Genomic DNA, 11,743 nt, shown 5'->3' with positions numbered 1-11,743 from the left:
GTATTTGTTATCATCATTTTATAAAATATTACTTATGAAGAAGCTTTTGAGACCGTACCTGGCCTTTTTATTAATGGGTTCTCTTATTGTTACTACCAGTTGCGGCGACGACGATGATCCAGATCCAACTTCAGACCGTGAGCTAATAACAACAGTTGAGCTTAATATGGATTCTGAAAAAGGCCAGTTAGCATCTGCAAAATATACAGACCTGGATGGTGTAGGCGGTGACGCACCTGTAAAAACCACGCTTACGCTTAAAGCGAACACTACTTACACTGCAAGCCTGTCTCTGCTAAACGAAAACGAATCTCCTGCTATCGAGATCCACGATGAAGTGCTGGAAGAAGCAGATGAGCACCAGGTATTTTATACGCCAAGCAGCGGCCTTAACCTTGAAGTTGAAGCAATTGACACAGATTCAGAAAACCGCCCATTAGGCCTGGCAACTACTTTTACTACCGGCGCTGCCAGCACAGGTACACTAAAAGTAGTATTAAAGCACCAGCCTGGCACCAAAGCACCTGCCCCTGGCGATGCTACCAAAGGCGAGACTGATGTTGAAGTTGAATTTAACGTAACTATTCAGCAATAGTATACTGCTTAAGTATAAAACAGAAAAGGCGCTCTTATACAGGCGCCTTTTCTGTTTTAAGTATAGCTGTTTTACAGATGCCTATGCCTGCAGCTTTTCCACAATTTTGCTTATGCGGCTCTGGCGTGTTTCAGCACGCTTCGCTTCCAGAACTGCTATTACATGTTCCTTTCTGTTAGTAAAAGATAACTTTTCAAAACGCTCCTGCACCTTCGCCTGCTGTAAAGCCTCCTGCAGATCGGCAGGTATAGTTACAGTGCGGTTCACTCTGTCGATACCAGGATAGTCTGCGCCCATTTTAGAGGGCTCCTTTCGTTCGGATTGATGCTTGAATCGCAACGATGACCAGGTATCATCAATAGCTATTTGTCGCACACCTTCATATCCCAGTTCTTTTATAGTTACCCAGCCATGGTCGCGGGTAAGGTCCGATTTTATACCTGATGTTTTTTTAGGATAAGCTATCCAGAGTATACCTCCCGGCTTCAGCGCTGAAATAGCCTGCGGCCCCAGTATATCTAATTCTTCCTTGTTTGCAACAAACAGCTGCACTACGTCATAAGCATTCTGAGTTGTAGTAGTGGCTGCTTCGGTTACTTCACCGCCTTCCTGTTCAAATTCATTTTTTAGTCCAGCAGGGGCATTCAGGAGCAATAAATTATAAGGGGCTTTTAGCTGAAGTTTCTGGCAGATAGCAGGCATGTATACTTTATAGTTTATTTATACTTTGTTCAGGGTTCTAAGCTAAAGCTAATTCTTCAAAATCCATACTTGTGGGCGTATAAACTCTTGTGCTACCTTATTGGCCTACTTTATAAGTGGCAGCTATTGCACTACTCTCCGGAAAAGAATATATTTAAAACTCTCTATACTATTAGAACTATGGCTGTTACGTCTCCTGCTACTACCAAGCATTACCTTTTAAACGCATCTGTTATAGTTGCAGCATTAGGGTACTTTGTTGATATCTACGACCTTGTGCTTTTCAGTATTGTGCGCATCCCAAGTCTTCAGGATCTGGGAATAACCGACCAGGCGCAGTTGCTGGAGAACGGCGTGCTGCTACTAAACATGCAGATGGCCGGTATGCTGCTGGGTGGTGTAGCCTGGGGTATTCTGGGAGATAAGCGTGGCAGGCTTTCCGTTTTGTTTGGGTCTATCTTTCTTTATTCAATTGCTAATATTCTGAATGGTTTTGTGACGGATATACCCACTTATGCCATACTAAGGTTTATAGCAGGTGTGGGACTTGCCGGGGAGTTGGGAGCAGGAATAACACTGGTATCAGAGGTTCTGCCCAAAGAGAAGCGGGGCTATGGAACCATGGTGGTAGCAACTATAGGTATATCGGGAGCTATACTTGCCGGTATAATTGGCGAATATTTTGGCTGGCGCACTGCTTATTTTATTGGCGGTGGCTTAGGTTTGCTGCTTTTATTCCTAAGGGTAGGAGTTTATGAGTCCGGGATGTTTAAGAACCTGAAAGAGACGCATGTTACACGTGGAAATTTCCTGAGCTTGTTTACAAATTCGAAACGCTTCTGGAAATATCTAAAATGTATACTGATAGGCGTACCGATCTGGTATATGGTGGGCATCCTGATCACGTTCTCTCCGGAATTTGGAGTAGCGCTAGGAGTAGAGGGTACTGTATCAGCTGCTAAAGCAATATCATTCTCTTATTTAGGCCTGGTGTTCGGAGACTTTGCCAGTGGTTACCTGAGCCAGCGATTTAAGAACCGCCGAACAATTGTGCTGATATTCCTGCTCCTGCTAAGTATAAGTATTGGCTTGTACCTTTTCAGCAGTAACCTGTCGCTTAACAGCTTCTATATACTTTGTGTAGCGCTGGGGTTTGCCAGCGGGTATTGGGCTGTATTTGTAACGATAGCTGCCGAACAGTTTGGCACCAACATAAGAGCTACGGTTACAACCACGGTACCTAATTTTGTGCGAGGAGCAGTGGTGCCACTTACGTTTGCTTTCACAAGTCTTAAAGATGGAGTAGGTCTGGTTCCGGGAGCGTTGCTGTTGGCTGTTATATCCATGGTCATTGCCGTATTTTCTATCCTTACATTGGACGAAACTTACGGCAAAGATCTGAATTACATGGAACCACTATAGGTAAAATGCAACTGCAGCCTGCAAAATAGGACAACAAAAATACCGCCTTTAAAACAGTTGATACTTAACGCGTTACAGCATTAGCTTTATTGTTTAAAACAGGTATACAGTACAACTAAATCAGAAAACTGCAAGTATAAAATTATAGCACCGCTTATAACTTTTACTTGCTTATGAAGATACCGTTTACATCAAGAATTGCGGACATATCTTCGTTGCTCCTGCTCGCGGTGGTGCTGTATACTTCTCAGCCCGAAAAAAAGCAGGAACCTACAAGTATAGCTCCGCCTAAAGCGCAACCACCTGTTACTGTGGCAGCCCTTACCGTGCCCACCAACGAAGCATACTTCGACCTGATAATGGAAACCTCAGAATGTTTGGGTGAGAACCTCTGGATAGGCGGAAAAGTGGAATGTGTGCCGGCCAGAGGTATAAACACAACAAACCAGACGCTTAACCAACGTAAATTCGCATTAAAAGAACTAACAGCTACTGGTCTCAGCACCTATAACAGCTATAAACTGCGAAATACAAACGGCACCTTAAAAGCAATTGGAGATAAGAACGGGAAAGTGTTTCTGCAACTACAGGAAGGCCAGATGCAGCTGCAACCAACATCAGGTGAGGCTCCTATTATAGTGGCTTACCAGCGCACCCTGCCTGAAGCCGTTTACCGCGACGACAGTGTCGGCAACTGGATCTGCGAGTAACTCCCTGAAAACTACACTTAAAACCGGAATTGCTCTAAAAGAAAAGCTGTGCCCATACAAGCGGCTTAAATTTCCGTACTTTTGAATATGATTTTATACAATGTAACTGTAAGTATAGACAACACTGTGGCCGACGAATGGCTGCAATGGATGAAAGAAGTACATATTCCGGAAGTAATGGGGACAGGCTATTTCCTGGCAAACCAGATTTGCAGGGTAATGGGAGATGATGAAGCCTCAGGTGGAACTACCTATGCCGTGCAGTATACCTGCCGAAGCGTAGAAGACCTGCAGGAGTACCAGCGTGAGCACTCACCGGCCCTGCAGCAAAAAGTAAACGAACGCTATGCAGGCCGTTATGCTTCTTTCCGGACAATGCTGGAAGTGGTTGGTGTAAATGTGGAGCGTAAAGAGCAGGAATAAGTAACCTGAAGTATAAATTAAAGGCCTGACTATACTTGATTGTAAGTATAGCCAGGCCTTTTTTATGAAGTATAAGCTTAGCCTTTGTACTCCTGTATCTGCTGTTCGGTCATGGTGCAGTTCATCCATTCTCCATCCAGCTCGGCACCAATCTTTTTATAAAACGCAATTGCCGGCTCGTTCCAGTCCAGCACCTGCCACCTGAAACGTTTTGCTCCTAAACGTTTTGCTTCTTCGGCAACAGCATCAAACAGCTTTTTACCTATTCCGCTACGGCGCAAACGTTCAGTTACCACCAGGTCTTCCAGGTAAATGGTGCGGCCTTTCCAGGTAGAGTAAGCTGTATAGTATAACGATATCCCTACAATGCCTTCTGCTTCAGATTCTGCCACAAAGAATTCAAATATCGGGCGTTCGCCAAAACCATCCCGACGCATATCTTCCAGAGTATTTGTTACTTCGTTGGGTGCCTTTTCGTACTCTGCCAGCTCCTGTATCAGTTGCAACACCTGCGGCAGGTCATCTATAGTACCTTTTCTAATTTGTATCACGTTGTTGTGTATCGTATTTCGTTTTTTGTATTTCGATTTCTCAACTTTCTAACTTCCTAAACTCTCTAACTCAATACTTCCCAAAGCGTCCTGGCTTGCACCAGTTCTTTGCCGGTTTCTTGGCTGGTAAGTTTGTGCAAAAGTATAGTTTCTGTTTCACCTGTGCCAGCTTCTGATAAAACTGTATCACCAAGTATACTTTCAGCTTTATAAATGATGTCTACTTCACGCAGTTGCTTTTCCAGGATATCAGTTGGCAGCGTATCCAGTATCCATTGCAGGTAACGGGTGTTAGTTACGTGGCGGTTCAGGTCTATATCGTGCCAGCGCACGGGCATTTGCTGTGAGTACTGTACTTCCTGTAGCTGCGACAGTTTTCCCTTGGCAAATGGCAGCGGATCTTGGTTGGGCACTACCTCCACCTCCATAATAAAATCAGGCACCGATACCATCTGGCGTTTTACCACGTCCATTACCAGCCACACACTGGTTGCTTGGCCCAGCAGCTCGTTATCTGAAGTATAAATCCTGAAATCGCGGTGCAGGAAAACACGTTCACGCCCCGATGCCCAGGTTTCTACAGTTATACTTTCGCCATGCTTAGGGTACCGGAACATCTCCACGCGCATGCGCTGCAACACCCACGTCAGTCCACGCTCCAGCAAGTCGTACATCGAGATTCCTAAGTCACGGGTGTTCTCCCAGGCGGCTTCCTGCATGTAACTTACCAGCGCTGGTATGGTAGCCTTACCACGGTAATCTATCTCGCTGGATCGAACTATAAACTGGCTTTTGCCGGGGTATGATTTCATAGCTGTAGGTTTGGGTTTATAGTTGCTAAGGTACGGAAGATGACCTGTGGTAGCTAAATAAAAAAGCATTCTTCCTTCGCTCGCGTCCCGCGAGTGTGAGCTACCAGCGGACTCCGGCCGCGTTAAGCTTTCCTTTCGTATTCTATGCTAAAAAATTAAAGAAGCTATGAGCGAATATCGCAAGACAGCTACAGGTGAGCTATACTTTGTAACACTTACTGTCGCAGGTTGGGTTGATGTCTTTTCCAGAAAAGAGTATAAAGATATTCTGATTGAGAATTTGAAATACTGTCAGGAAAAATTTAATCTGGAAATCTTCTCTTATGTTATTATGACCAATCACCTGCACCTTATTAGCAGAAGACAGGATGGAGAATTAACCGAATTACTTGGCAGGTTTAAAAGCTATACAGCCAAAAAGATCATCGAAGAAATTGAAAACAATCCGCAGGAAAGTAGAAAAGATTGGCTGTTAAATGTTTTTGAACATTTTGCTAAGAGCAACAAGCAGTATAGCCGCTATCATTTTTGGAATTATATAAATCATCCTGTTACTCTTCATTCTGCCAGAGTGATCGATCAGAAAGTAGATTATATACATCAGAATCCTGTGCGAGCTGGTATAGTTAGTGAGCCAGAATATTACATGTATAGTAGTGCTTGTGCAGATAGTCCGCTGAAGGTTTCTGAGCTATAAAGATTAACGCGGCCGGAGTCCGCTGGTAGCTCACACTCGCGGGACGCGAGCGAGGGCAAAATAGATGAGAGCACAAAAAAGCCGCGCTACCTGAGGCAGGCAGCGCGGCTGAAGTATAAATGGCAGATCTATACTTATTGTTATTTGTTCTGAGCTTCGCCTTCGTACGGGTTCACGCCCATGTTCTTGTAAATGAACGCATAAGTATCTGCATACTCCTGGATAACCAGCGAAGTTGGTTTACCGGCACCGTGGCCTGCACGCACATCTACTCTGATTAAGTATGGATTACCCGGCGCGCCTTTTGCCTGTAGTTCGGAGATAAACTTAAACGAGTGCGCAGGAACTACGCGGTCATCATGATCAGCGGTTTTAACTAAAGTTGCAGGGTATTTAACGCCTTCTTTAATGTTGTGCAACGGCGAGAATTTATACAGGTTCTCGAATTGGGCAGCGTCGTCTGAAGAGCCATACTCTGGTACCCACGCCCAACCAATCGTAAACTTATGGAAGCGCAGCATGTCCATTACACCTACCGCAGGCAGAGCAACTTTAGCCAGCTCAGGGCGTTGCGTCATAAAGGCGCCAACCAGCAAACCACCGTTAGAGCCACCAGCCACAGCCAGTCTTTCTGATGAAGTATATTTCTGGTTGATCAGATACTCGGCAGCTCCGATAAAGTCATCGAATACGTTTTGTTTATTTGGCGTCATGCCGGCTTTGTGCCAGTCTTCGCCGTACTCGCCACCGCCACGCAGGTTAGGCATCGCATAAACTCCACCGTTCTCTAGCCACAGCATGTTCGCAATACTAAAGCTTGGCGTCATCGAGATATTAAAGCCACCGTAAGCGTACAGGTAAGTCGGGTTGGTGCCATCCAGTTTCAGGCCTTTTTTATGCACGATAAACATTGGAACTTTGGTACCGTCTTTTGAAGTATAAAATACCTGCTTCGTTTCAAAAGCTTCGGTATCTACATTCACTTCGGTTTTGCGGAACAGGCTTACTTTATTGTTTGGTACATCGTAACGATAAATGGTTGGCGGGTACGTGAATGACGTGAACGTGAAGAATGTCTCTTTGTCTTTCTGGTCACCACCAAAGCCGCTCACAGTACCTAAAGTTGGCAGTTCCACCGTATTCAGCTGCTTACCGTTCTGGTCGTACACCACAACCTGGCTGGTAGCATCTTTCATGTAACTCGCAATAATACGGCCACCTACCGTAGACACGCTCTGCATAACATTAGCCGATTCCGGAACTATAACTTTCCAGTTGGCTTCCTGTGGTTTCTTCGGATCGATCATCACCAGGCGATAGCGCGGCGCATTCTTGTTCGTCATCACCAGCAGTTTATCACCGAAGTTATCAACCACATTATATTCGCTCTCGAAGTTATCTACAATCGGTTTTATAGTTGATTTCGGATCAGTCAGGTCTTTATAGTATAAAGCGTTGGCTCCGCTGGCACCTTCCGAAGCATTTAGAATCAGGAAGCGCTCATCGTCTGTGGTCTGGCCGTAGAAGTTGCGCAACGCATGTGCTTTGTCTTCGTGAATCAGCTTGTCCTGGCTCTGTGGCGTACCAATTTTGTGGTAATATACTTTGTGGTACTCGTTTTTATTGGCCAGCTTGTTGCCTTCTGTTGGGGCATCGTAACGGCTATAGAAGAAACCATCCTTATACCAGCTTGGGCCAGAGAATTTAACCCACTCCAGTTTATCATTCAGCATTTTGCCGGTAGCCACATCCATTACCTGGTAGGTGTTCCAGTCAGAACCGCCGCTTGATGTGCCTACGGCAACATGTTTAGCATCCTTAGAAAAGCTGAAAGCTGTTAAAGCCACTGTTCCGTCAGAAGATAGTTTGTTCGGGTCGAAGAATACTTTTGGCTCAGATTCCAGGGTTTCCTGCACATATAGCACGCTCTGGTTCTGCAAGCCATCATTCTTATAGAAATAATATTTGCCGCCTTCTTTAAATGGAGCACCATACTTCGGGTAATTCCAGATCTCGGTCAGGCGTGCTTTGATGTTATCTCTGAAGTCGATATCGCCCAGGTATTCCTGCGTTACTTCGTTCTGCGCTTTTATCCACTGGTCTACTTCGTCGTTATGCGTTTCGAGCCAACGATACGGGTCAGGAATCTGCTTGCCGTGGTAGTTCTCAACGTGGTCTACTTTTTTGGTATTCGGGTAAGTTAATTCGGTTTCAGCCGTTGCAACTGCGGCTTCAGTAGTGGTTTTGGTATTCATGCCGGTGGCAGTAGTTTCGGTTTGGGTGGATTTACATGCCGACATGGCTGTAATGCCACCAGCCAGCAGTAAAACAGTAGATTTCTTCATATTAGTTTTGTCTGGGTTTAGGTTGTGATACGGGAAAAGCTAAGATAAGTAATTATCCTGAAAAGGGCTATAGTTGACCGCACGAACAAACCCCAACTAATAACTGAAGACTTAAACAGGAAAGGCTATACTTTGTTGCCAGCTTGCTACTGCCCGAAGTTAATCTCAGTACTATCGCCGATGTTGAGGCTGTGACTGAACCCTTTAAAACTGGCATCAGATCCGATAATAGAATCATGCATTACAGCATTGCGCAGTTCCGAAAAAGACCCAATTATAGAATTGCTAAGTATAGAACTGGTAATGGTTGTGTCGTCGCCGATAGCAACATTTGGCCCGATAACTGAATTGGTAATGGTACAACCTGTGCCTATAGTTACCGGCGGGATGATAATGCTGCCCGGAAATTGCTGGCTATAGTTAATGTGGCGCAGGTGCGGACGATTCAGTAAAGTGGCATTTGCTTCGAGTAAAGTATCCTTCTGACCACAGTCAAACCATTGGTCTACATTCCATTTTACCATTTGCTCCCCGTTCCGGATCATGTGCATTAGTGCATCGGTGAGGTGGTATTCGCCTAAAGTGCGCTGGTCTTCATCAATAATATGCTGCAACGATTCGATCAGCTTTTGTGGGTTGGCAATTTTATAAAGCCCTACCAGCGCAAAATTCGATTTCGGGATTCTAGGTTTCTCTACCAACTTTACCACAAACTCATCGGTGCCTACTTCAGTAACCCCGAACATAGATGGCTTCGACACTTTTTTAACACCCAGCACTGAATAGGGCGCATCAAGTATAGGCTGCAGATCAGTGTCTACTATAGCATCGCCCAGCATGATAAGTATACTTTGTTCGTGCTCAAAAGTATGGCGGGCTATCCAGAGGGCATGACCAAGGCCTTCGCGGGGTTCCTGCACCACAAACTCGGCATTTAGCTGAGGATACTTCTCCTTCACATAGCGTTCTATCTTCTCGCCCAGGTACCCGATTATAAACACGAAATCCTGGATTCCGGCCTCCAGAAGGCGATCTACGATATGGCCAAGTATAGTATTGTCTGCCACCGGCAACAGCGATTTGGGCTGCGTATGCGTGTGCGGACGGAGCCTTGAACCTATACCTGCCACCGGAATTACTGCTTTCATCAACTATACTTTTTTGCTAATATATTAAATTAAAGCTATAACCTAAAGTATAAACTGTAGCTTAACAGCATCTTAATATTGGCTTTTCTTAATATAAAAAGGCTAACTTTAAACGATGGTGCCGTAATTTCGTACTGATAACGCCTTACGGGCCCAACTATTAACGTATACTTACTACCTAACATAAACTTATGAAAAGACTATTATTTTACCTGATCGGATTTGTAGTGCTGGCTTCGCAGTCGTCGTGCGGTTATAACGAAATGGTGGCTAAAGATGAGAACGTAGAAGCTGCCTGGGCTAACGTACAGAATGCTTACCAGCGCCGTGCCGACCTGATTCCAAACCTGGTAAATACCGTTAAGGGAGCTGCTAACTTTGAGCAGGAAACCCTGACCCGTGTAATAGAAGCGCGTGCAAAAGCAACCAGCGTAAACATCAGCCCAGATAACCTGACCCCAGAAAACATCCAGCGTTTCCAGCAGGCTCAGGGCGAGTTATCAGGTGCGTTAAGCCGCTTACTGGTTACCGTGGAGCAATACCCTGACCTGAAAGCCAACCGTAACTTCCTGGAGTTACAGGCACAGCTCGAAGGCACCGAAAACCGCATATCAGTAGAGCGCCGCAAGTTTAACGAAACCGTGCAGGACTATAACTCTTACATCCGTTCGTTTCCGCGCAACATCATAGCCGGCATGTTCGACTTTGAAAAGAAAGGCTACTTTGAAGCTGAAGCCGGAGCACAAAAAGCCCCTACGGTACAATTTTAATTGTTGATTGTTAATTGCTGATTACCTTTTCCAGATCAACAATCCAACAATCAACCACCAACAATTAAACCATGCCCAAAGATACCATAACCCCTGAAGACGAGCAGCTTATACTGGCTGCCATACGGGAAGCGGAGCAGAATACATCCGGGGAGATACGTGTGCACATAGAGAATCATTGCGAAGGCGATGTACTGGACCGTGCCACCGAAGTTTTTGCAGAACTGCACATGCACCTGACCAAACTGCGCAACGGTGTGCTTTTTTATATTGCTATTAAAGATCATCAGTTTGCCGTGCTCGGCGATGCAGGCATAAATGCCATTGTACCCGACCATTTCTGGGAAGATATCACCGAAGAAGTGATCAGACATTTTAAGCAAAAACATTACGCTACCGGGCTCGCTAATGGCATACGTATGGCTGGCGAACAACTAAAAGCGCATTTCCCTTATAACAAAGAAGGAGACATCAACGAATTACGCGACGACATCTCTTTCGGACAATAACACACTATGCTTAAACACGCTATACTTTTTCTGTGCTTTTGCTGCCTAAGCCTGCTGGTTTTTGCCCAGGATAAAGATTTTCCGCCGCGCCCTAACCCGCCACGCCTGGTTAACGACATGGCCGACATCCTGAGCCAGGAAGAAGAAGCGGCGCTGGAGCAGAAACTGGTAAATTATAACGATACCACCTCTACCCAGATAGCTATAGTTACGCTTACATCCATCGGCGATTACGAAGTGGCCGACTATGCAGACAGACTGGGGGAACAATGGGGAATAGGTGGTAAGAAAAATGATAACGGCATACTGTTATTAATTGCCAAAAACGAGCGCAAAATTACACTACGCACAGGCTATGGCATGGAACATTTAGTGCCAGATGCCAAAGCCAAGGAAATTACCGAGTTCGTTATCAAGCCTAATTTTCAGCAGGGCGAATTTTACAAAGGCTTAAACGAGGCCACAGATATCATCATTACAAGAGCTGCCGGTGCCTACCAGGCCGACCCAACAGCCAGTTACGAAGATGAAGGAGGCCCATCGCTTCTGTTTATCATTATCATAGCGCTGCTATTGCTTTTTATACTTTCCAGGTTTGGCAGAGGCGGTGGTGGAGGCCGTGGTGGCAGAGGTTATTCGCGCACGCTAGGTGGACCTATTTTTATTCCTGGAGGTTTCGGTACTTTCCGTTCCGGTGGCGGTATATTCGGAGGCGGAGGTGGTGGCTTCGGAGGAGGCGGAGGAGGTTTTGGCGGCTTCGGTGGAGGTTCCTTCGGCGGTGGCGGTGCCAGCAGCAGTTGGTAATGCACGCCCTTCGGGCAATTATGAATTCGAAATTATGAATTATGAATGAGGGAGATGAGGTTTATACTTTGTCTCCTTTATTTTTGTTTTAATCAGGATTTGCAGGGTTAATAGATTGATGGAATTTTAAATAAAGTTCTGCTGGCGTGAGTCTCTAGACTCGCGACTAACGATGGTGTTGCATCTCCTGGTGCAACTGGCCCGGCAGGGACAGGCATGGCAAACGCGCTAGCTACAGTTTTATAGTGGTCCAAC

General features: G+C 45.5%; 13 protein-coding genes. 8 read left to right on the top strand and 5 right to left on the bottom strand.

The features are described 5' to 3' along the window. The first annotated feature begins 34 nt into the window (after window positions 1-34). Window positions 35-595: a hypothetical protein gene (locus MJ612_RS17630; protein ID WP_187033876.1), complete on the top strand. Its 561-nt coding sequence runs from the start codon at window positions 35-37 to the stop codon at window positions 593-595. A gap of 81 nt (window positions 596-676) precedes the next feature. Here MJ612_RS17630 and MJ612_RS17625 read toward each other — a convergent pair whose 3' ends face one another. Further along, window positions 677-1,297 carry a YdeI/OmpD-associated family protein gene (locus MJ612_RS17625; protein WP_187033875.1) on the bottom strand — a complete coding sequence of 207 codons (621 nt, stop codon included), beginning with the start codon at window positions 1,295-1,297 and terminating at the stop codon, window positions 677-679. 180 nt (window positions 1,298-1,477) lie between these two features. On the opposite strand from MJ612_RS17625, the gene MJ612_RS17620 reads away from it, so the two are divergent. From MJ612_RS17620 to MJ612_RS17610, 3 genes are all read left to right on the top strand, one after another. Next, entirely contained in the window at window positions 1,478-2,719 is a 1,242-nt protein-coding gene (locus MJ612_RS17620) for an MFS transporter (protein WP_187033874.1), read from the top strand. A 173-nt stretch (window positions 2,720-2,892) separates the two neighbouring features. Further along, complete coding sequence (locus tag MJ612_RS17615) at window positions 2,893-3,429, top strand: hypothetical protein (RefSeq protein ID WP_187033873.1); 537 nt, start codon at window positions 2,893-2,895, stop codon at window positions 3,427-3,429. Window positions 3,430-3,516: 87 nt separating this feature from the next. Then, window positions 3,517-3,852 carry a DUF4286 family protein gene (locus MJ612_RS17610; RefSeq protein WP_187033872.1) on the top strand — a complete coding sequence of 112 codons (336 nt, stop codon included), beginning with the start codon at window positions 3,517-3,519 and terminating at the stop codon, window positions 3,850-3,852. 77 nt (window positions 3,853-3,929) lie between these two features. On the opposite strand, the gene MJ612_RS17605 is transcribed toward MJ612_RS17610, so the two are convergent. Further along, window positions 3,930-4,403, bottom strand: a complete 474-nt coding sequence (locus MJ612_RS17605; RefSeq protein ID WP_187033871.1) for a GNAT family N-acetyltransferase — start codon at window positions 4,401-4,403, stop codon at window positions 3,930-3,932. A 65-nt stretch (window positions 4,404-4,468) separates the two neighbouring features. Next, a complete protein-coding gene (locus MJ612_RS17600; RefSeq protein ID WP_187033870.1) occupies window positions 4,469-5,215 on the bottom strand; it encodes an acyl-[acyl-carrier-protein] thioesterase in 747 nt (248 codons plus the stop codon). 166 nt (window positions 5,216-5,381) lie between these two features. On the opposite strand from MJ612_RS17600, the gene MJ612_RS17595 reads away from it, so the two are divergent. Beyond that, window positions 5,382-5,912, top strand: coding sequence for an REP-associated tyrosine transposase (locus MJ612_RS17595; RefSeq protein ID WP_187033869.1), 531 nt, complete (start codon window positions 5,382-5,384; stop codon window positions 5,910-5,912). 140 nt (window positions 5,913-6,052) lie between these two features. Here MJ612_RS17595 and MJ612_RS17590 read toward each other — a convergent pair whose 3' ends face one another. Together MJ612_RS17590 and MJ612_RS17585 are read right to left on the bottom strand one after the other, a co-directional pair. Continuing rightward, entirely contained in the window at window positions 6,053-8,257 is a 2,205-nt protein-coding gene (locus MJ612_RS17590) for a prolyl oligopeptidase family serine peptidase (protein ID WP_187033868.1), read from the bottom strand. Between the two features lie 146 nt (window positions 8,258-8,403). Further along, the gene (locus MJ612_RS17585; RefSeq protein ID WP_187033867.1) at window positions 8,404-9,405 is read right to left on the bottom strand and encodes a sugar phosphate nucleotidyltransferase; all 1,002 of its coding nucleotides are present in this window, start codon (window positions 9,403-9,405) and stop codon (window positions 8,404-8,406) included. A 191-nt stretch (window positions 9,406-9,596) separates the two neighbouring features. Here MJ612_RS17585 and MJ612_RS17580 point away from each other — a divergent pair, with 191 nt between their 5' ends. The 3 genes from MJ612_RS17580 (at window position 9,597) to MJ612_RS17570 (ending at window position 11,488) form a co-directional block, all read left to right on the top strand. Beyond that, window positions 9,597-10,175, top strand: a complete 579-nt coding sequence (locus MJ612_RS17580; protein WP_187033866.1) for a LemA family protein — start codon at window positions 9,597-9,599, stop codon at window positions 10,173-10,175. Between the two features lie 71 nt (window positions 10,176-10,246). Further along, the gene (locus MJ612_RS17575; protein WP_187033865.1) at window positions 10,247-10,684 is read left to right on the top strand and encodes a TPM domain-containing protein; all 438 of its coding nucleotides are present in this window, start codon (window positions 10,247-10,249) and stop codon (window positions 10,682-10,684) included. Between the two features lie 6 nt (window positions 10,685-10,690). After that, window positions 10,691-11,488 (top strand): TPM domain-containing protein, encoded by a 798-nt coding sequence (locus MJ612_RS17570; protein WP_187033864.1) that lies wholly within the window; start codon window positions 10,691-10,693, stop codon window positions 11,486-11,488. Window positions 11,489-11,743 lie beyond the last annotated feature (255 nt).

The organism is Pontibacter deserti (assembly GCF_023630255.1).
GTDB classification, from domain to species: Bacteria; Bacteroidota; Bacteroidia; order Cytophagales; family Hymenobacteraceae; genus Pontibacter; species Pontibacter deserti.
This window is presented reverse-complemented; position numbering and strand designations above follow the sequence as displayed.